The following is a 21,404-nucleotide window of genomic DNA, read 5'->3' on the forward strand; positions in this document are numbered from 1 at the left end:
TCTTTACGCTTGTTACCGATTCAAAAGTTTCAATATTTCATTCAATGACAAACCGTCTTCAGGTATGAACTGCCTCCAGTAATCAATCGAGTCCTGCAACTTCTTCCTAATACCGATGTTCATCTCACTAGTGCCAGAGAAAATCTCGAGTGTTAGATAGATCTCCTTGCATTTGGGAGGGAACCCCTCTTCGTCAGGAGTTTGATAGGCTTTCTCTAGCGCCCTTAACACAAGCTCCCCAAAAATGATGCCGTTCCGATTGCAAGCCTCCGTAAAAGGCTGATGGGATGAGGATGTCCCCGTTGTTTGTTGTAAATGTACGATTGGAGAATAACAGCCCAGCTCTTCAAGCCAACGATATGTATCACCATCCGATTCAGCAGCGAATAAATAGGGATAACGATCTATTTCTTGTAAGATTTGCTCCATCATAGCGATTGCTTGGTCTTCTGTTGTATGTATCATTTGTTGAAATAGATCATAAGCGGATTTTGGGCCCATCCATAAAGAATCCTGATACCCTTTTATTCTAAAACGGTTCACCATCTCCTTAATGATTGGGGAATCCGGGCGAAGAAACTTACGCTGACCGCTTTGATGTCCGGTGTCCAATGTTAAATAAAACGGCGCTTGAGAAAAGCGGAATACTTCCTTAAGCAGACGTTTTGAACCTTCAATCGTCCATGGTATTTGATGCGGAGTATACATTTGCTCGACACTTGGGGTGTGAATACCTTTCGCTTGGCAATATACTGCTATATCTGCAAGTCTGGTATATAAATCTTCTTCCGTTTCACGGTAAACCGCAGGATTTTGCAGGACATTATCAGAGAAGGCATGACAATAAAATCCGATTCCAGCCCCTACGTTTGCCGCGATATCGGCCAATGGCTTAATCCACTCATTCTGAATGCGCTCACGTACAGCAATGTCGTGGTGAGCTAATCCCAACGTTGCATATGTGCCATGCCCGGAATAGATATTTGCTACCTTTACACCCGTATGCTCACTCGCGGTCTTCACTTCTTGCACCCATCTTTGCATGTAATCCATACCCATATACAGAGGATCGCATTCGTTATCGGCACTAGCCTCAACGTAATAAACACCCATGGCACTGAGTAAATTCATCCACTCTGCTGGACGCGTCCATCTCTTGGAAAAGACACAATTATCCACAGCCAAAAAAATCTTAGGATCTGTCATGCCGCATCTCCGTCCTGTTTTTTAACTCATTTAATATTTGATTTACAATTACTGAAGTTGGCAAAGACCCCTCAATTATAATATCTGAATTCGGCTTAACTGTTCTTTGCATTTCTAAGTAAGCATCCCTGGTGGTCTTCCCACCGCCTGAGACAGCAGCTATGGATATTACGTGAGGCTTTCCGTTCATAGTTACCTCCGATGTGTTGAGTACCAATCCAGCACTCGTAAAGCCCGAAGCGTGTTCCAACGACTAGGCTCGCCATCCGCACCTTCCATATCGAAGTGAACTCGATCGGAGTGTGAGTTCTCTAGCGGCCACATCCCGTTTTGGTCTTGTTTCCTCGCTACCAAACTAACGGCCTCTGTGACTCTTTCGTCGGGTTCAACACCTGCACTGCGCAAGTAATCCAGACCACGCAGTATGTCATAATGCCATGTCGTCGGGAACGAGAATCGCGCCCAAGTGGAATCAATCACCTCACCCGATGTTAGGGACCTTAGCATGTGGCGCTCCAACAGGTACTCCTGTGCCCGGACGCGAGCTTCGGTCACGGCAGCAGTTTCACCCTCAGCCTTCTCATACGCTAGCAATCCTTCCAGGACACAGATGGTGCTGTGGAACGAGGATCGCCGACTTGTAGGAGCGTTGCAATTCCAGCCTCCGTCCTCAAGCTGCTCACCGAGAAGCCGATCGACTAGCCGCGCGCTGCCCTCTCCGAAGTGAGAACCCGTTCCAAGTATCCACCCATTGACACAAGGTTCAGTCTCGCCGTCAAAGTAAGGCTGGCCTCCCATTTGTTGCGGCCAAGTGATGTTCTCACGCACTAGACTGATGGCTCTGCGGGCTTCCTCGCCCGACGGATCTAGGCCTAGGTCCTTCAAAAGCAGTAACGTGTAGCTTGTACATAGCCAGTTCCGTGCGTCGGCTTCTCCGCCCCAGTTGCCCTTGGCAGATTGCAGACTGAGGACGCGGGCGCCCCAACCTTCGGATGCGACCCGCGATCGTTCTGCGGCAACGCGGTCATTGGGCTCTTGGGTTAGGTCACGCATCACTTGCCATCGGATCGCTGGGTCCCCGCCAAGCAGCCAGTCTATAACTGATTGCTTGGGCTTCGAGATTTGCCATTCGGGAATTTCAGTAAACATCTAAAGATCCTCCTTCATTTGGTCAAATGTCTACGATGTACCCTCCTTGGCTGTTATTGACCAACGATAAATTATTTGTAATTTTTTATTCGTGAAATAGATAGATTTTCCTGCTCTTACACACAACAGGCTACCGAGACAATACATCTCTAGCTGAGTTTTTTAGTAAACATAATCTCCATTGGTTGATCTTCCAGTAATAAACACCCTGCATCCTTATAACCTAATTTTCTATAAAAATGCTGAGCTGCTTCATCTGCCTGAGTAGACGTCATGACCAGTTTAAAGCCTTGTTCATGCATTTGATTTTCCCAAAAATCGACTACTTGTTTCCCAAACCCTTTACTCCGGTAAGGCTCCTCGATCCAGATCATATTCATAAAAGGAGTGTTATCCCAAAAATAGCTATAACGCATCCAACCGATGTTTCCTTCACTTTCCTCTTGGAGCAAGAAAATTTCTCTATCTCTGATTTTAGATACTATTAATTTCTCCTTGAGATGGTGATCCCTGCTTTTTATAAAATCAATATCCCTTTCGGTGGCAGCTATAATCCTCACTTTGATTTCCTTTCCTAACTGATCTAGGTAGAACCTGGTATTACTCAAACTACCGATAAAATTTGATTTTTATGATGGTTGTCGTGATCAATAAATTCATGAATGATGTAAAGGAGTGAATAGGATGTGCCAGTGTGCGGGCATGTTTCTACTCCATTCACGGTAACATGTTTGGCAGCAACATCCGGCTCGGCTAACAGCATTTCAATTAGATTAAGACGGGTTTGCTTAAATTCATCGAGCAGAAAATCCTTAGAAATGCCCGATCTGGCGTACTCATAGGCAATTTCGTTGAACGAATTGAACTCCGGAAATACCATTCCTTCGCCAGTTTTAATCGCTGGGATAATCGTTGAGATGAGGTAAGAATCCCAATTTTTAAGATGTGAAATTATTTCTCCTACCACTGCTTTTCCTTCGACTATTGGTTGTAACCAAATGCTATTGCGCACATCATGTAAGGTATCTGTCCATTCTGTAAATTCTTTAAAGCGGTGAATCGTGCTGTTATCCAAACTAATCATCTTGGGAACCTACATTTCATTTTTGAGCAACCTCTATTTGCACTGATTTCAATTCAATTTCCATTGTTTTATGTTCCTTCCGTTGCTAAAAGATTAGTTCATGAGTCAATTAATTTTACTATAATTTGGATAACTATGTCGCTTAATTTAATGAAATACAGGGAGTAACTGAAAGTATGCTGCCTGCTTATTCAATCAAAAAAGCAGCCGTTCATCATTGACCGACTGCCTTCGTATTTTTATTGAGCTATTTTTCTCTGTAAATTAATCAAACCTCTTTAAGGCTGTATGCTGATAAATTGAATCAAAAAGAAACTCTTCAAATGAATCATAGAGTTTAATTATCCCATTGTTGCTTCCCTCGTGCCACTCCATAATTGGAGGATTATCTCCTTCGTTTAAATTAAAGAATCTAATTTCATAACCCTGATGCATTGAGAACACAAAAGCTCTCTCAGGCAACATTACCGGATTATGATTCTCTCGTAATAATTCCTTTGCCTCATCCTGAAGCTCCCTTAGTTGTGAAAAATCCATATCTGTACCTTGAAATAATCTTCCCGAATGATGCCCTACAGCAAGTAAGTATTGGCGATAAGACTCAGGTAATCTGATTCCCATTTCTTGTTCTAGTAAACTTATTTCTGTCTCGCTACACCCATTAAATGGTCGGTTACTATGCAATTCCTTATCATGCAGGAGCTTTAATAACAGTTCACTTTTCACAAACAGACCTCCTTCCTTAAGGGAATATTCATTATTCGCGAAGACCTCATTTTAATTCCTACATTAGCATATTTTGCAAACAATATTTCAAGCTATTCAAAGGTTTTTTTCACTCAACCACTGTATAATTATGGTAAGGAGAGTGATTATTTTTGATAGTAAAGATGACCAAGCAAGAATTTGGCTTATTAACAAAAGACGCACTATGTGATGTTTGTTTCAAACCGCTGATTCAAACTTATAAAGAACGAGTCGCAGAGCAATCCGTCGAGAATAGCTCCATAAACATGGAACAATTCTATAACGAGTTAACTAATGGTCAAAAAGCATTATTCTCCTTCCAAGTTTATTATAATCATGCAATTAAATCTCTAGTTGAGTTTTATTGGTGGAGTGCGTACTTTATGGCTCAGCCAAAAATATGGTTAGCAATCAAATCTGGATTAAAGTATTTTGAGGGCAATAGAATGCTCAATATACTCGAAAATGTTGAAGTTGCTCTCAAAGAAACTAATCATCCAATTAGTCTGAATGAATTTAAGGTTATTCGTGAAGACCTTATGCGTGACAAGGATTTATTTGCCTCAATAAGCTTATTGCATGCTGCATTTGATGAAGCCGCCGCTGAAACATTACAGATAATAAATGATAGTATTCAAAACAATTTAAGTGAGTTCGTTGCAATCCGTCGAGAATGAGAAAAGGTTCTTGTCACCCGACACTTATTGACATTATAATGGGTCGAAACGGCTTTCATTTTAATGAGTTTTATTGAATCGGACTACTTTAATGTAATTTACCGATAATGGTTATATTGTGATTTTTAGTATCCGTAAACGGCGAAAGGATGGTTGATTGATTGAATGAATATGCGTATTGAACAACTAGTTGCCTACATGGAACGACGATCAATTGATGCCGTACTGATTACGATGCCGAAGCATGTGTATTATTTGACCGGGTTTGCGAGCGACCCGCATGAGCGTTTTCTTGGTCTGCTTATTCCACGTGGAGCCGAACCATTGCTAATCGTGCCGGCTCTGGACCTTGAAGCGGCACAAGCCGCATCGTCCGTGAAAGAGATCTACACTCATACGGACACCGATAACCCATACGAAGTTCTCAACAAACTTATGCCTGCGGGCATCCGGACGCTTGGACTGGAGAAAGACTATATGACTGTTAGCCGGTTTGAGGCCATTAGCCAAGCGGTTGGTGCAGCTGTCTATGCGGATATCGACGAGCCGCTGCGCGAGATGCGCGTCATTAAGACTCCGGACGAAGTGATGCGCATGAAACATGCGGTGCGGATCATCGAGGATGTGCTGCGTGCCGGCATCGCTCAAGTGAAGCCTGGCGTTACGGAGATTGAGCTTGTGGCGGAGCTGGAGTACCAGATGAAGAAGCTCGGCGCGAGCGGACCTTCCTTCTCGACGATGGTGCTGGCTGGTGAGAAATCTGCGCTGCCGCATGGCGTTCCTGACTCAAGAGCCGTCCGCGAAGGAGAACTGCTCTTATTCGACCTCGGCGTCTATGCGGACGGATATGCATCGGATATTACGCGAACGTTCGCGGTAGGCGATATTTCGGAAGAGCAGACAAAAATCTATCAGACGGTGCTGCAGGCGAACCTGTTGGCCATTGAAGCGACTCGCCCCGGCGCTACGCTGGCCAGCCTGGACCACGCAGCGCGCGAGCACATCACTAACGCCGGCTACGGGACGTATTTCATGCACCGGCTTGGGCACGGCCTTGGCATGGATGTGCACGAATATCCGTCCGTGCATGGTCATAACCAGGAGCTGCTGCGCAGCGGCATGGTCTTCACGATCGAGCCGGGCATCTATGTACCGGGCGTCGGCGGCGTGCGGATCGAGGATGATGTGCTCGTCACGGATAGCGGCGTCGAGGTGCTGACGTCGTTCCCGAAGGAACTAACCGTCATCGGGTAACAGTTTTTTCGACTACTTTTAATAATTTCATAGAAACCACAAAGAGACCTGAAATCAGGTCTCTTTGTTTTTCCAGCCATTATCTATTAAATGCTTACTCTCATGAAAATTAATGTAAAAATATGAACATCAGAACATAAGCTTAATCAATGGGACAATCCAAAAAGACACATTCCTCCTTGGGGCTCAACGACTCGTACTAAAAATATGAAAAAATTCCATCCAAACCTTCTCTTTATTAGCTTTAAAACTTTATGTAAAGTTGCTTTAAAGATTAACTGAATGTTTAAGGTTTTTTCATTTTGGACAAGGGAAAGGGGCTATCAGCATGCTTGGGATATTCGGAATATCTGGTCTTTCTTTTTTGCTTGTGGCGTTATTTACTCCACTACTCATTTGGGTGCTGCGCACCCTGAAACTTACTCAACCCATTCGCACCCAGCTCCCCCCCGACCATCAAGCTAAGCGCGGGACACCGCTGATGGCTGGCCTCATATTGCTTATCGGTGTGGCAACGTCATTGCAATTTCATCCTGCACCATTGATGCTTTTTTTGTGCGTTTCATTTCTCTTATTCAGTTCAGTTGGCTTTATGGATGATTTCAAAAAGGCAGCACACCAAGATCCATCAGGCATTTCGGGACGGACAAAATTAGTATTTCAATTCGCATTTGCAGGAACTCTGCTAATCGTTTTGTTCCATTCATTTCAACTAACGAGCGATATCTCTTTGTTCAGTGGTTATCAGCTTCACTTGCCTGTATACGCGTACATAATTATCATGTTATTTTTTGTGGTTGGATCGGCTAATGCAATCAATTTTACAGACGGTCTAGACGGGTTATTGATTAATGTTGCAATTCCCACTTACTTTTTCTTTTTTCTAATCTCCAACAAGCAGGAAGTACAAATATTTTCCCTCGTAATGATTAGCTGCCTACTCGGATTATTTTTCTATAACATTTACCCTGCCAAAGCATTTATGGGAGATACCGGATCGCTTGCCATTGGAGGTTCACTCTCCATCTTAGCGATAATTGAGAAGGTAGAGATATTAATTCCCATCCTGTTTTCAGTTTATCTGGCTGAACAATTCTCAGTTATCTTGCAAGTCTGGTACTATAAACGAACGAAATTACGACTATTTAAAATGGCACCAATTCATTATCATTTCAGTTTGAAATATGGCTGGAGCGAGAATAAAATCGTCATGATATTTGGTTTTATTTCTTGGCTATCTGCTCTTATCTGTTGGTTTATTTGGAAATATGCCCTCTAGATCGTATTCAGTCACGCGAGATTTATTGTGTGTCAATAACAATGTAACATCCCTATAAAGGAGGAGTTTTATTGAAAAAGTATCTATTTGTAGCCTTAACAATCATGATTCTATGCATAACCTTTCTAATAGCTACAATAAATAAAAATCCTCTCCATATTTATCTCATACCAGAAAATTTTGTTGGAGAAGTAGAAGTTACCTTTGACCAATCAGATTACCCACAACTTCCAAAAGAAAGAAATACATTTTTTTATAACATACCTAAGTCAGGTAAATTGAAAACCTCAGATACCATGGTGAGTGGAGCTGTTGAGGTATATTATGTTGATAATCAGGGGGAGCGTAAGAAAGTAAGCAATGAACAATTTCATGGGGTGTCTTCGCATGGTGGAGGCGAAGATAATCTAACCGTTGCTAGATTATTTATTGGTACAAAAGAGCAATACGACAATTATATAAGACAACAATAAAGTTGCTAAGAACAATCAATGATAATAAATAAAATGAGAGGGCTTCCTAATCATTGAAAATGTCCGCACCATGTTGGACCTCCTCCGTCAACGTACGAATCCAAAAATTTCCAGAATCCATCTCAACACAAGACCATTCTCCCGAATTAGCAATAATCGTATAGGTACCGGGTTGCAGCAAGTCAGATTGTTCAAACTGCTCATACGGTGCGCTGAACTTTCGTGTCTCCGAATCCAGCGTAACCTGCATGCTGATGTCAGTATCCAGCAGTAACCATCTTTCGTTGTGTGGCAGATCTACCTTCAACCAAATGGTGTTCTCGAATGGCCTGCCATTCTTCATCCATACGGCTTTCGCAGAGAATTTGCCGGGATCAACCGTTTCCTCCTGCTCCTTAACAGCCAGTGGATACGGATACACGCTTGCAGCTTTCGAAAGAATGACATCGAACGAAACGTCCGCTGTCTTCACATCTTCCCAAATAAATGGTTCTAGTATCCATTTGATGCCGAACTCCGTTTCAATCTGATACCAGTTTAGCGTGCTCAAACCGACCGAGGTCGCGTTGGATACCCGATAATTGAACGTGTTATAATGTCCGACCACCTTAACCTTTTGCGGCTTGATCGTCAAACCGGTTTTTATCTCGTCATTTTGCAGATCGAAGAGCTCTGTGTCTTGCACCAATGTGATAACGCGATCCAATTGGCGATAACCGCCTGTTGCCACCTTGTCGCTAGCTTGAATCCACTTGTCGCCAAGCCACGTCTCAACTAGAAACCACTTAATTTCCTCATTCTCATCCCATTTCGGCACCGTTTCCTTAACTTTAACCTCCTGTGTCGCGGAAATGGCCCCAACCTGATGTTCTGTGTCGTGTTTATCGTCATAGATTGGCACTTCCTTAAGCACCACCAGGGTGGAAACTGGCAAATTGGCGCTCGCTGGTGAAGCGCATACAATCGAAGCCAACATAATCGCCAAGTGCAGCACGGCATACCAATAACCTCTTCTCATTCGCAACCACCCCTACCCAAATTTTTCCTTTTTAAAAATAGACGACCGAACATCTAAAAAGTTACTCACTATATTTTTAAGGTTTTGTTAAGACGCTGTTGGATTGTGAAGCCCTTCATACCTATTGGCTTACTTTTAATAGAGACTTTAAGATCACTTTTGCTAGTATAATCATATTTTCATTTAGGAAAATCGACTTAGATGAAATAAAAATTTTGATTAGCATAAATTTATTGATGAATTATTTCATATTTTATTATTTGTATAAAAAGAATTCAGAACCTACAATAGCTTTACCATAAGCAGAAGGTGGTGAAGATTGAAGTACTACTGCTTTACAGCATTATTCGATGCTGCAACTCTATCATTCAATATATAGGAGGTTCTATAAATGTTATCTGTCATTAAATCCGCATCTAACAACAGCTATGTATCAGCTGAAGATCAAGGAACTAGTCCACTCATTGCCAATCGAACGACGGCTAAGGGATGGGAAACCTTTGATGTCATTAACAACTCGGATGGTACGATCTCTTTCTTATCCTCTGCCAACAACAAATACGTTACTGCTGATTTGAACGAAAATACGAAATTGATTGCAAGAGCAACAACGATTCAAGCTTGGGAGAAGTTCAAAAGAGTTGATCGAGGCAATGGAAAGATCGCCTTGCAAGCAGTGGCTAACAATCTATACGTATGCGCTGATATGAACCTGGATGGCGTTCTTTATGCGAATAGACCATCTGCATCAGGCTGGGAAGAATTCATTATTTCCGCTCAACAAACCCAGAATCCAGTAACACCTGCCCCGCAGCCTTCTAACGGATTCGTAGTAACTGAGCAGCAATTCAACCAAATTTTCGCTGGTCGAAATCATTTCTACACATATGCCGGATTAGTTGCTGCTACTAGCGCTTACCCTGCTTTCTCCAAAACAGGTGGCCATACGATTGAACGTCAAGAAGCCGCTGCTTTCCTTGCCAACATCCATCACGAGACAGGCGGTCTGTATCACATCATTGAGGCAAACAAGGCTAACTATAACCACTATTTTGACTATAACAGCAAATATAAAGTTGTTCCTGGCAAGCAATACTATGGTCGTGGTCCACTGCAACTCAGCTGGAACTATAATTACGGAGCTGCTGGTGAGGCACTTGGACTTCCACTACTTTCAAATCCAGATTTAGTTGCACAAGACCCTGCCGTCGCGATGAAAACAGCCCTATGGTTCTGGAACACACAGACGGGTGCTGGCACTATGACCTGTCATAACGCAATGGTTCAATCAAAAGGATTCGGGGAAACCATCCGTACCATTAACGGTGCACTAGAGTGTAACCGTGGTGGCGGCGGTGCAGTGCCTAACCGAGTTGAGCAATACAAGAAAATTTGCACCATTCTCGGTGTTAATCCAGGCAACCATCTTTCTTGCTAAAAACGTTTGATAGTTTGAACTCCTATTAACGGTATACTATTAAATCTTGCCTCAAAGGCAAGAGAAAGCGGTACTACAATGGCTCAAACATGGCGCAGCTCACTATATCCAGATAATTGGACATTAGGGTATAAAGATACTCAAGGAAACTTTCTTCAAGATTTTTCTTATGCAGGTTATTGGAGAGGAGAAAAGCAGATTCCATCAACGCCGCCCGGCTCCGTCTATAATGTCGTTACGCAATATGGAGCAGACGCCAGTGGTAAAGCAGATTCGACGGCGGCCATCCAGAATGCGATTAATGCGGCCGGTGCTGCAGGAGGCGGTGTCGTTTACTTGCCCGCAGGTACATACCGTGTTCACCCGCAAGGAACGAGTTCAAGCGCACTGTGGATTAATAATAACAATGTTGTTCTGCGGGGAGCCGGCAAAAGCGCAACATTCATTTACAATGACACACCAAATATGCGGGAGAAATCGGTCATTCGCGTTGCACCAGCCCATTCCGCTGACTGGCATACGCCGACAAATGCGCCCACGTCTATCCGAGGAGACGTAAACCCTTTGGCAACCGTTATTCCTGTAAGTAGTGTCAGTGGATACAGCGCGAATGATTTTATCGTACTGCATTCCGATGCTACAGATGCTTTTATTGCTGAACATGAGATGTCCGGAAAATGGAACACAGGAGCTGTAAAAGGGCCGACTTTTTACCGTAAAATCACGGCAATCGACACAGCAGCCAATACGCTGACGGTAGATATTCCAATCCGATATTCGTTGAAGGCAAGAGACAAGGCAAGGGTATATAAAGTGGGAGAAACGCTGTCGGAGATTGGGATTGAGCAATTGTCCATCGGCATGAAGCAGCATACAGGCTCTAGCTGGGGAGATCTCGATTACAAGAAGCCTGGAACTGCCGCCTATGAAGTACATGCCTCGAAAGCGATTGGTTTTTCAAATGTCAAAAATAGTTGGATTGATCAGGTGGATAGCTTCAAGCCTTCGTCCAACACAAGTGATTTGCATTTGCTATCTCATGGGATTGTATTGTATCAGTCCCGTACGATAACGGTTCAGAACACACATTTGCAGAAACCGCAGTATAGGGGAGAAGGCGGAAACGGGTATCTCTACTTAATGCAAGGCGAAGATAATTTGGTACAGCATGCTACGGCTTCCCTAGGAAGACATAGCTTTACGTTCCAATACATGTGGACAAGCGGCAATGTCATTCACAATAGTACGTCGAACCAACCGCGTCTAGCAACAGATTTTCATATGTATTTAAGCATGGCGAATCTACTCGACAATATGACCATGAACAGCGATTTTATTGAAGCAATCTACCGGCCTTATGGAACCGTGGAGCATGGTTGGACCACATCGCAATCGGTCATTTGGAATACCAACGGAGTCGCTTATGCCCCTGGGCAATCGGCGATTGTTAAATCAAGACAATTCGGTCGTGGCTATGTGATTGGCACCCGTGGTGCAGCCAGCGGTGTAGAGTACAATGTACCGTCTACTGAGCGTTCAGCGCCACAGGACTTTGTCGAGGGCGTTGGAACAGGAGGAGATCTGGCTCCGCAGTCTCTATATTTGGATCAAAAGCAAAAGAGAAGCGGTGGAGTGACCGTCGTTATCTATACGCCGATTCCTGGCAAGATTGAAGCTGAACAATACAGTGCAATGAGCGGTGTGCAGCTAGAGAACACCAAGGCTGTCGGCGGTGGGTTGAATGTCGGATGGATCGACGCAGGTGATTGGATGGATTACGCTGTGAATGTAGCTGCTGCAGGGACTTATAAAGTAGAGCTAGGTGTAGCGAGTCAAGTTGACACTGGATCTCTCCAGCTGAAATTAGGCGATACCGTGTTAAGCACTATTTCCGTGCCTAATACTGGCGGATGGCAAGAATGGAAGACCGTGAGTGGCGAAGTGAGCCTCAGTGCAGGTCAGAAGACGTTACGCCTATACGCTGCAGGGCCGGGGTTTAACTTGAATTGGATGCAATTTACGAATCAACAGCCGGCAAATCAGCAGCCTACTCCGCAAAAACCAGCAAATCTGATAAAGAATCCGGGATTTGAAACGGGTAATTTAGAGGGGTGGACGGAGTGGCATAGCGGGGCTGAATTGGCGTGTAAAGCGGATGCTGACAAACCGCACACTGGCAGCTATAAGCTAACGCATTGGCTAGCTGGAGCTTATCAACAGCTTACGTCTCAATCACTGACCGTGCCAAACGGCGTTTATTCCGTCAGCGTATGGGCTAGATCGGGCGGCGGACATAAAGCACTTCATCTATACGCGAAAAATTATGGTGCAGCAGAAGTTCAAGCAGTTATTGGAAGCAATCCCGTCGTCAATTATACGAAATACTCAATCGACAACATCAATGTAACTAATGGCCGAATCGAGATCGGAGTCTGGAGCGACGCTAATGCGGGCAACTGGGCAGCGTTCGATGATTTTGAGCTGTTAAGAAAATAAATCGCAAAGCTCGGTTCGATTCAGTCTGAGAGAGATTGAGCAGCCAGTCGTCGAAAACCCATCGGCGACTGGCTATTTCATTCTTCTCTGTTTGTATCGAACCCTTATCGTCCCATTAAGGCACTGCCTTTTCTATACGGGTCGGAGAGCTCGCTTGACGATTCACCTTTTTCCCAAACATCGGCATACGTGGCGCTTTTTTTGAATTCCTCCAACGCGAATGAGCAGGAAGGAATGATTTTACGCCCGTTGTCGCGGGCTTCGCGGACGACCAAATCCAGCAGCTGTTTACCAAGTTGACGACCACGGTAGCGCGGGTCCACATAGGTATGATCGATCACCCAGGTTCCGGTATCGACAAGCCTGTAAGTAATCTCGCCTACCTTACCTGACAACGTACTCAGAATGTAGGCGTTGCCTTGCTTTTGCAAAACAATTTCCTCCTCAGCTTCGTGAAACGTGTTGTTTGCTTCCATAGTGGAACACCTCCTGCAGGATGTGATGCTTGTTTGTACTTATTACCCTTTAGGAAAGGCGGTGAAACAAGGATCAATCCACATAAACACGTATTTTTTGAATCGCATTATAACCATATCCCTTTACATTCCAATCGGCGGTTTCTGGTTGGATATTCCCTGCAACATCCGTAGCTCGTATACAAATGTCATAAGTCCCCGAATTCGTTGCAGCCCATTTGAAGTGCCAGCGCCTCCAAGAATAGGACTCATATGCATCTAAGAAAGACGCAAGCTGCCATGTCATTCCGTTATCCGTGCTGATTTCAACAAGGGCAACCGGATATTCACCAGAGATTGTTGTGCCTACTAGCCAGTGCTCACCTTTAGCCAATACTTCCTGATCGGTAGGTCGTGCAATCGTTGAATTAAGCCGGATTGTTGTTACTGGCTCTGCATAAGAACCAGAAAATAATTTACTTGCATATATATAATCAGTCGTTTGAAAAGGGCCATTAAATGGCTGCTCAATCACCTTTATACGGTGCAGCCACTTAACAGATGCCATGCCATACCACCCTGGAACAATGAGTCTTGCGGGATAACCATGGCGGAAAGGTAGGGGCTTCCCATTCATGTATAGAGCAATCAGAATATCTGGATTAAGAGCAGCTTTCATTGGTAAACTTCTGATAAAGGCAAATACTCCTGGCATATCCGTTCTAGTTCCTTTATCCATTCCTTCAAAAGTTACTTCTATCCCATTCATTTGAATACCAACAATTTTTAAAATATCTACAAGACGCACTCCTGTCCAAACAGCGTGACTGCATGCACCTAATTCCCACTGTACATCAGGGACTTTTGGATCAAATAAAGCTCTCTTTTCCCCAGCGCATTCAAGCGTTACAGGGATCGAAACCTTTTGCATTTGTAAAAGATCTCGGTAGCTCAATAATATTGGTCTACTTACAAAACCATCAATTTGTAATCTCCACTTAGTCACATCCACGGTTGGATATGTAAAGTGATTTCGGATATAAAATAGATTTTCCGGGGTAACTCGATTACATAAAGATATCATCGGGAACTCCTGATTTTCAGGTATGATCTTTCGTGTAATCAAATGAGATGAATACAACAAGGAGGATCATCCTTTCATAAAAAGTCCTGATTTAAGGTATGATCCTCTAGCTGGTACACATGACTTTTGATTCGATGAGCCGGCGTTAATGTCACCAATTAAAGATCATTGGCCTCCCTACGCAACATGATCATCAAAACAATGCTTACAATAGAAGATAAAATGATTAAGATGAAAGGCAGCCTAGGATCGATGGAATATGTCCATCCGCCGATTACGCCTGATGGAGAGATACATAGTAAGACAAGAACTTGCAGAATCGAAAACATTTTTGCGCGTTGTTCATCATCGATGGAATTTGCTACGATCGCCTCCAGATAGGGACTGGAAATAATACTGCCTGCAGCGGCAAGCATTGTACTGACTATCACCAGTGTAAATTGGCCTGGTGTAGCGGCAATTAAAATAATTTTTGACACGATTGCAAGTGAAAATCCCCAAATCATGTAAACTTGTGCCTTATTCTCCTGTAATCGTGGGACAACGAGGAACATCAATGCGAGCATGGCTAAGGAGGATACCGCTGGAAATATTGAAATAAGTGCTTCGCTAATTTTCAGAGCTTCAACAAGATAAATTGAGAGATATGTATTTTGCAAAGTCACTTGAAAATTAAAGCAAATGTACACGCCAAAGACAATCATCAACGCCCGATTTGAAAGGATGGTCTTAACCGTATTGATATATGCTTGAAAATTGTCCTTCAGGTTAAAGGTTGCGCTCTCTTTTCTTTTTCGTACGCCAATCTCCGTCTCATAAGTGGCGAAGTTTCGGGCCAAAAACATCACCGTTAAGCTAACGAAAAAAATGCCGTACATAATGCGCATTGCAGGAATAAGCGTGAAGTGGTTAACTAGAAGTCCACCGAGCGGAGCGAACAATCCCCCGATCACCCCGATGAGTTGCAGAATTCTAAATACAGTAGACCGATCATTTTGAGCGGTATCTTCGACCAATAAACAGTACCATGCTGTATTAGGCACCCTAAGGAAACTGTTGAATACGGCAGCAATCAGAAAATACCAGAAATTTTGCGATACAGCCCAGATGAGTGCGACGGCACTCCAACTTATAAGATCAAAATAGAGAAGCGCCCGGCGCCTGCCCATCCGATCCGTAAGGTATCCACTGATGAAAGAGGTAAAGATCTGCATAATCAGTCCCACCGAAGTAATAAAACCGATTTGTCTCTCGCTGACTCCCAACTGGAACATATATACGGTTGCATACGTAGTAAGCATACTGTACGGTAAAATAAACATAGGTTCATATATTAAGCAGCCTCTAGCGTTCCCTTGGATTTTCTTAAACATATGAAACCTCCACGCTATTAAGACATTTGAATGTATGGAGTAAATGGGGATTGGTATTATGGGTTAATTAGAATCTTACTTGCATTTAATAAAAAATCTTTCATACTGTTAATTGATATTCCACTATGAAACCTTCTAATTTCAAATAAAGTCCACTCTTCAACATGTTTTATTTTTGCTAAATAAGTTCTGTTTCCTTTGCATTGTTCATTTAAAAAAAGATTATACGCATCAACTTTCACTTGAACATCGCCTTCCATTATTTGCTTAATACTTCTTTCAAAGAAGGTGCTTGTCCTATCTGCCCATGATATTAATTCACTTCGGGGTGTTACTGAACACTTGATTTCATCTTTACCATTATAATAAAAGGTAGTGTCATTTATATCATATTCAGATAAAAACAGAAGATTTAATAAGCTCCAAAAGTATTCGGCCTCACGATTAATGTCCCAACTTGAACAATATTTTGGATGTAGTGTAACATGTGTAGAAATAAACCCCGCATAAAGTAAATTTAAATCTTCAATTCCCTTGAAGGAACTGGGAATTAGATCATCACTTCCCAGAAAAGTTACAACCTCATCCGTAAGTATAATTTGCTTAATATCAGTGATTTTTTCTTTTTTATAATTAATGAATGCATCTGTCGAAGAACTAAATTTATCTGATAATAAAATCTCTCCTGTTAGATTTGTGTTTTTTTCTTTAAAGTCTATTAACAAATTACATACAACTTCTTCGAAAACTTGAAAACCATCTATTATTTCGTTAAAACTATCCAAGGTATAAGGAGGAGATACGACTTCTATTAAAGCATTGGAGTATTCAGGATGTATCTGCCAGCCCTTTTCAAACAAATAAAGAACTTTTTTCACTAAATTTTCATGAATATTCGACATGGAATTTATTTTATTTATAATCTCTTGTGAGGCTAATAAATAACTTATGAAGTCATGTTCTTTATAAACTAATGCATATTCCTTCTCGATCCCAAACTCAAACCTCTCTGGAGCAATTTTAATTAGGCTCTCCCCCTTCATTCTTATCGAGAAAATCAGCCGATTTTATTCTATTAATTTCTTTGAATTATTTCCATTATCCTGCCCATTACTTGAACGAAAACAGGGAGCAGTTGCCGCGGCCAACTGCTCCCTGTTTAGATGTATTGGCCGTCGCCTTAGGCTCTGCTCAAACGTCCTAAGATGCATCCAATTCATCATCAATCGTCTAGGTTATGATTTTGAAACAAGATAAGAGGCTACTTCAGCCAACCGTGAAGCATAACCCCATTCGTTATCGTACCAAGTAGCGACAGACAATAACTCACCTTGTACTTGGGTTAAAGGCAAGTCAATAATCGAAGAATGGGGATCAGCTACGATACGGGAAGAGGCCCATTCGCCTTCCAAAACATCCAGAACACCCTTTAATTCTCCTTCTCTCGCAGCCTCTCGAAACATATCGTTAATCTCTTGAACAGTGCATCGTTTTTCCGTTATCAAATTAAGTTCTGCGATGCTCCCGGTACGAGTTGGAATCCGATAAGCTTTGCCGGTGATTTGTAGATCATTCCAAATGAATTTCAGAGCTTTGGCTGCACCTGAGGATGATGGAATGATGTTCTCCGCTGCTGCCCATGAATCCCGTCGATCCTTCATCGGCTGATCCGTTAACGATTGCGTGTTCGTATAAGAGTGTACCGTGGAAAATAATCCGTATTGAATACCATAGTTTTCTCTGACCAATTTAACTACCGGTGCAAGCGCATTGGTCGTGCAACTCGCCATGCTAATGATTTTATGCTTTTCCGGATCGAAGCTTTCTAAGTTAATTCCTTTAAGAAGTACTGCGTCACAATCTTCTAAGGTTTTGCTCGGGCCGCTGACAAGCACCCTTTTGGCGCCTCGTTCCAAGTGCAGTTCAGCTACTGATCGCGTAACTGCTCGCCCGGTACAATCAATGACCAATTCAACACCTAACTCACCCCAATTCGGCAATTCAGTGGCTGAATTCAAATAACGAATCTCCCTGTCGCCGATTACGATTGCGCCTTCTTGAGCAGATACTTTCTCATGCCAACGCTTGTAATTTGTATCCACTTCAAAAAGTGCGGCAAGCGTAGCTTCGTCTTTAATATCCGAGATAGAAAAGGGGACAAACAAATTTTGTTGCAACGCTGCCCGAAGGAGCTGTCTTCCGATACGTCCAAAACCAAAAAGCGCAATTTTACCCATAATAGCCTCCATATATATTAGATTAGTTATTTTCTTTACTAGTCATTCAACCGTTGTACCTGATTAGTCCATTGCAAAAATGATTGAACATAACGCTGCAAATATTTGCGAGTTGCCTCATCCGTGAGCTTACGAGTATTTGAATCAATCTTGTCCGTAATTTGAGAAATATACATTTTTTGAGCCGGCATCACATAGGACTGAGTGGCATCCAATGTTTGCCTGATTTGCTGCTGCGAAAGAATCGTCCCTTTTGCGCCAGGTGTTGCGCCTATCACACCTGCAGGCTTACGAATTAAGACGGCTGTTTTGGTCGGTGTCGATGCCCAGTCCAATGCATTTTTCAGTACTCCCGGTATACCTGAGTTGTACTCCGGACTAACAATGAGAATGCCATCCGTTTTTTGAATCGCCTCTCGAAAATGTATAACTGGATCTGGCCCTACTCCTTTATCAAAATCCGCGTTATACAAGGGGAGATTAGCAATCGATATGAATTCATATTCTGCGGAATCTACTAGTTCTGGGATCGTATTGGCAATCATTTGATTATACGAATTTTCCCTCAAACTTCCTACAATAATCCCTATTCGTTTTGACATCAGCAACCTCCTGAATTCATTCTCATATAATCATACAATACTCTCCATATTTATGTGGGGTAACTTTAGTTTGGGTGCCACGGCTATTAACCTGGCTCGTTATCAATCGAACAATTATCTTAATTTACACATTCTTAATATTAAGATATATGACAAAAATTATTGATCATTAACTGCTTTTTTTATCAATAAGCTTTTTGGGCGTAACATCGTTCCCGACTTCATCCATAACAGACACGTTCAGAAGCGTTGTTAATAGCTGCCCGCGTATAATCTGCAAATACTGCGTCCGAAGCGCTGCTTGTTCCGCTTTCTCAGTATCAGATAGACCTGATCTTCGCTCAAATCTGCTCAGTTCATTAATACGGTTCAAAATTGGAATCATTCCCATTACCTCCTTGAAGTCATTTGGATAATGTCTCAAATTCAATTATCTTAATTTAAAGATACACGATTTTAAGATAACTGTCAATATCCTGTTTTCAATTAATTTGACTTCGCGACCAGATTAGAAACACAGGGGATGTCTCACAAAGAAAAGAACCGTCCGTTACCGGATGGCTCTATAATTATTTCGGATTATTCTTCATAAATGACAACAGATTGAGTATCTGCTTCCCATTTAACTACTGCTTTCAGGGCTTCGCTCACAAAACGAACCGGCACAACCGTGCTGCCCTGCTCAATTGCTGCGGGTACCTCAAGTGTCACTTCTTTCCCGTTGACCGTAGCCGTCTTGCTATCAATAAAGAGTTTCACAGTAATACCATCGCGTGTAACAGTAACCGAGCGTTCTTCTGCATTCCAAGTAACCGTGGCTTTTAAAGCCTCAGAAATTGCACGGAATGGAACTAGTGTGTTACCTTCGCGAATAAACGGAGCTACTTCGAAGGTAGGCTCATCACCGTTAACGTACAATTTCACGCCTTTGTTCCCTAGCTTCTCATACAATTTGCCAAGTTTTTTGTAAGAGTCAAGATTAGTCACGTTTGCTAAAATAGCTTCCTTTTGAACGTACACGGCGTCAGTTACGCTGCCGTTCTCATCCAAAAGATCTGCAACTAACGACAAAGCTGCGTCCTTCTCTTTGATTACCTCAAGCTCTGCTTTCTTTTCAGCCGTCAGTTGGGTCCCATATTTGCTTAAAAGAAGATCTGCAATAACAGCCCCTGCTGGCTTGTCCTTCACATTGTCGATCGCGTTGAGCAGCCCTTTATATCCATTATGGCCTTGATTGCCATACGTATCGGATGTAACAGTCGCATCCCCATCAGCTTTCACCTTGAGATCAACGTTAACCTTTACAGCATCAGACTTACCCTCATTCGATTGGTTTGTTTCAGATTTTGCCAATGCCGAACCTGCCATAAGACTTGTTGCCAGTACACATGACGCGATAACCATCCATCTTTTTTTCATCTTTTATTCCTCCTCTTATAAGTAACACTAAGTATATTCGGAATTTCTTTCGGACTTTGTGAGGGTATACACTTGAATTAAAAAAAGAAAACCATAAACTTAGCGATCCCGCGTTCTTAAATCCACATGCCCCCTGAAAATAATTATAGCTCTCGTATAGCTTAGTATCGGCCGACAATACTGAAAGTAAAAACCGAATTGCAGCACAACATTCTGGCTTGCTTCAGTATTGGAAAAAGTGGGTAATCCAATAAATAGTGTATAACTCATCCGAAGTTATACGCCTATTTTACTTTTATGTAAAAGAGTCAAACCGAGCAAGACAAGTTGATCGAAGACACTCAGATAACAAACACAGAACAGGTGAACCAATCGGAGGCGTTAAAATTGAAAAATATTACAATTGCAATCTGTACTAGAAATCGAATTGCAGATATCACCAAATGCATCGAATCCATCAGTAGGCAGGTTGAACTTTATTGTGAGGTTGAGATTTTAATTGTGGATGATGGAGATATCAAAAAGGAACAATTACGTTTATTTGAGGCTATCATATCCAAAATAAAATGCATGAAGCTTTCATACTTTAAGAAATTAAAAGCTGGAGTTTGGCTTTCAAGGGTTGAATGTGTAAAAATCGCCGTACATGAAATTATCCTTTATCTAGATGATGATGTTGAATTAGATGATCCTTACTATATAAGAAAATTACTACAAAATTATGAAGATGATTCAAGTTTGGTAGGAGTAGGAGGAATAGCCAAGGGTTTATATTCTAGTAAAATAGCAAATGCGCTCGGAGTGGCTACGTTTCAAATGTCCCGTTCATTGGGGAAATTGTCCAAAAGTGGTTTAGCAGGGTCTATAGCAAATTGGAATAAAGCCCGTTCAAATTTTGAAACAGAATTTTTTCATGGGTGTAATATGTCATTTAAAAAGAGTTCACTTAAAGACATGAAGCCTCTAAGCTGGATGGAAAGTTATGCTGTCGGCGATGATCTATATATGTGCTACTATGCAAGCAAATATGGTAGATTGGTTATAGATCCGGATTTAAAAATAATACATCACGAATCGCCTCAATCCAGGGATAAAGCTGAAAATGTTTCTAAGGCCAAAGTCGTAAATCATTACTATTTCCTTAAAATAAAACAAGCTGGGATTTTGAATTACGGGGCACTATTATGGACTATTGTCTATTCAATAGTTAAAGAAATGGTTAAAAATAATAATGATGCATCAATAGGTTACTTAAAAGGAATAAAATTCCTGTTATTTGCAAAAAAAGAATCCATATAAAAAGCTTTATCTTTTAGTTATTTGCCCAAGACTCTGTCCGTATCGTCAACGTTATGAGGAAAGGCAGCCGATCAACTTGACCGGCTGCCGCGGTGTCTTTTCCAACTAAAATTT

At 42.3% G+C, this 21,404-nt stretch carries 21 protein-coding genes; 7 read left to right on the forward strand and 14 right to left on the reverse strand.

Annotation, left to right across the window (positions count from 1 at the left end; genetic code table 11):
• Nucleotides 1–12 precede the first annotated feature (12 nt).
• From AC58VC_RS05060 to AC58VC_RS05080, 5 genes are all read right to left on the reverse strand, one after another.
• Complete coding sequence (locus AC58VC_RS05060; RefSeq protein ID WP_497367717.1) at nucleotides 13–1,206, reverse strand: TIM barrel protein; 1,194 nt, start codon at nucleotides 1,204–1,206, stop codon at nucleotides 13–15.
• Between the two features lie 192 nt (nucleotides 1,207–1,398).
• Nucleotides 1,399–2,355, reverse strand: coding sequence for a hypothetical protein (locus tag AC58VC_RS05065; RefSeq protein WP_497367718.1), 957 nt, complete (start codon nucleotides 2,353–2,355; stop codon nucleotides 1,399–1,401).
• 149 nt (nucleotides 2,356–2,504) lie between these two features.
• Nucleotides 2,505–2,915 carry a GNAT family N-acetyltransferase gene (locus tag AC58VC_RS05070; RefSeq protein ID WP_497367719.1) on the reverse strand — a complete coding sequence of 137 codons (411 nt, stop codon included), beginning with the start codon at nucleotides 2,913–2,915 and terminating at the stop codon, nucleotides 2,505–2,507.
• A 44-nt stretch (nucleotides 2,916–2,959) separates the two neighbouring features.
• A complete protein-coding gene (locus tag AC58VC_RS05075) occupies nucleotides 2,960–3,439 on the reverse strand; it encodes a DinB family protein (RefSeq protein ID WP_497367720.1) in 480 nt (159 codons plus the stop codon).
• 264 nt (nucleotides 3,440–3,703) lie between these two features.
• Nucleotides 3,704–4,165: an SMI1/KNR4 family protein gene (locus AC58VC_RS05080; RefSeq protein ID WP_497367721.1), complete on the reverse strand. Its 462-nt coding sequence runs from the start codon at nucleotides 4,163–4,165 to the stop codon at nucleotides 3,704–3,706.
• A gap of 164 nt (nucleotides 4,166–4,329) precedes the next feature.
• Here AC58VC_RS05080 and AC58VC_RS05085 point away from each other — a divergent pair, with 164 nt between their 5' ends.
• The 4 genes from AC58VC_RS05085 to AC58VC_RS05100 all read left to right on the forward strand — a co-directional run bounded on the left by AC58VC_RS05085 (nucleotide 4,330) and on the right by AC58VC_RS05100 (nucleotide 7,869).
• Nucleotides 4,330–4,863, forward strand: a complete 534-nt coding sequence (locus AC58VC_RS05085; RefSeq protein WP_497367722.1) for a hypothetical protein — start codon at nucleotides 4,330–4,332, stop codon at nucleotides 4,861–4,863.
• A gap of 165 nt (nucleotides 4,864–5,028) precedes the next feature.
• Nucleotides 5,029–6,117, forward strand: coding sequence for a M24 family metallopeptidase (locus tag AC58VC_RS05090; RefSeq protein ID WP_497367723.1), 1,089 nt, complete (start codon nucleotides 5,029–5,031; stop codon nucleotides 6,115–6,117).
• A gap of 328 nt (nucleotides 6,118–6,445) precedes the next feature.
• On the forward strand, nucleotides 6,446–7,396 hold the full coding sequence (mraY, locus tag AC58VC_RS05095) for a phospho-N-acetylmuramoyl-pentapeptide-transferase (protein ID WP_497367724.1): 951 nt from the start codon (nucleotides 6,446–6,448) through the stop codon (nucleotides 7,394–7,396).
• Between the two features lie 71 nt (nucleotides 7,397–7,467).
• Nucleotides 7,468–7,869: a DUF6843 domain-containing protein gene (locus AC58VC_RS05100; RefSeq protein ID WP_497367725.1), complete on the forward strand. Its 402-nt coding sequence runs from the start codon at nucleotides 7,468–7,470 to the stop codon at nucleotides 7,867–7,869.
• Between the two features lie 46 nt (nucleotides 7,870–7,915).
• On the opposite strand, the gene AC58VC_RS05105 is transcribed toward AC58VC_RS05100, so the two are convergent.
• Entirely contained in the window at nucleotides 7,916–8,887 is a 972-nt protein-coding gene (locus tag AC58VC_RS05105; RefSeq protein ID WP_497367726.1) for a hypothetical protein, read from the reverse strand.
• 391 nt (nucleotides 8,888–9,278) lie between these two features.
• Here AC58VC_RS05105 and AC58VC_RS05110 point away from each other — a divergent pair, with 391 nt between their 5' ends.
• Nucleotides 9,279–10,325: a glycoside hydrolase family 19 protein gene (locus AC58VC_RS05110; protein WP_497367727.1), complete on the forward strand. Its 1,047-nt coding sequence runs from the start codon at nucleotides 9,279–9,281 to the stop codon at nucleotides 10,323–10,325.
• 78 nt (nucleotides 10,326–10,403) lie between these two features.
• Nucleotides 10,404–12,821 (forward strand): carbohydrate-binding protein, encoded by a 2,418-nt coding sequence (locus tag AC58VC_RS05115; protein WP_497367728.1) that lies wholly within the window; start codon nucleotides 10,404–10,406, stop codon nucleotides 12,819–12,821.
• 104 nt (nucleotides 12,822–12,925) lie between these two features.
• On the opposite strand, the gene AC58VC_RS05120 is transcribed toward AC58VC_RS05115, so the two are convergent.
• From AC58VC_RS05120 to AC58VC_RS05155, 8 genes are all read right to left on the reverse strand, one after another.
• Nucleotides 12,926–13,297 carry a GNAT family N-acetyltransferase gene (locus AC58VC_RS05120; protein WP_497367729.1) on the reverse strand — a complete coding sequence of 124 codons (372 nt, stop codon included), beginning with the start codon at nucleotides 13,295–13,297 and terminating at the stop codon, nucleotides 12,926–12,928.
• Nucleotides 13,298–13,370: 73 nt separating this feature from the next.
• Complete coding sequence (locus tag AC58VC_RS05125) at nucleotides 13,371–14,420, reverse strand: sulfite oxidase (protein WP_497367730.1); 1,050 nt, start codon at nucleotides 14,418–14,420, stop codon at nucleotides 13,371–13,373.
• Between the two features lie 98 nt (nucleotides 14,421–14,518).
• Complete coding sequence (locus AC58VC_RS05130; RefSeq protein WP_497367731.1) at nucleotides 14,519–15,733, reverse strand: MFS transporter; 1,215 nt, start codon at nucleotides 15,731–15,733, stop codon at nucleotides 14,519–14,521.
• Nucleotides 15,734–15,789: 56 nt separating this feature from the next.
• Nucleotides 15,790–16,776 carry a hypothetical protein gene (locus AC58VC_RS05135; RefSeq protein ID WP_497367732.1) on the reverse strand — a complete coding sequence of 329 codons (987 nt, stop codon included), beginning with the start codon at nucleotides 16,774–16,776 and terminating at the stop codon, nucleotides 15,790–15,792.
• 192 nt (nucleotides 16,777–16,968) lie between these two features.
• Nucleotides 16,969–17,970 (reverse strand): type I glyceraldehyde-3-phosphate dehydrogenase, encoded by a 1,002-nt coding sequence (locus tag AC58VC_RS05140; RefSeq protein ID WP_497367733.1) that lies wholly within the window; start codon nucleotides 17,968–17,970, stop codon nucleotides 16,969–16,971.
• A 38-nt stretch (nucleotides 17,971–18,008) separates the two neighbouring features.
• A complete protein-coding gene (locus AC58VC_RS05145) occupies nucleotides 18,009–18,572 on the reverse strand; it encodes an NADPH-dependent FMN reductase (RefSeq protein WP_497367734.1) in 564 nt (187 codons plus the stop codon).
• Between the two features lie 169 nt (nucleotides 18,573–18,741).
• Nucleotides 18,742–18,957: a DUF896 domain-containing protein gene (locus tag AC58VC_RS05150; protein WP_497367735.1), complete on the reverse strand. Its 216-nt coding sequence runs from the start codon at nucleotides 18,955–18,957 to the stop codon at nucleotides 18,742–18,744.
• 194 nt (nucleotides 18,958–19,151) lie between these two features.
• Nucleotides 19,152–19,991 carry a copper amine oxidase N-terminal domain-containing protein gene (locus tag AC58VC_RS05155; RefSeq protein ID WP_497367736.1) on the reverse strand — a complete coding sequence of 280 codons (840 nt, stop codon included), beginning with the start codon at nucleotides 19,989–19,991 and terminating at the stop codon, nucleotides 19,152–19,154.
• Between the two features lie 387 nt (nucleotides 19,992–20,378).
• Between AC58VC_RS05155 and AC58VC_RS05160 the strand changes: the two genes are divergently transcribed.
• Nucleotides 20,379–21,290, forward strand: coding sequence for a glycosyltransferase family A protein (locus AC58VC_RS05160; RefSeq protein ID WP_497367737.1), 912 nt, complete (start codon nucleotides 20,379–20,381; stop codon nucleotides 21,288–21,290).
• The last annotated feature ends 114 nt before the right edge of the window (nucleotides 21,291–21,404 follow it).

It is taken from the genome of Paenibacillus sp. J22R67 (assembly GCF_059692175.1).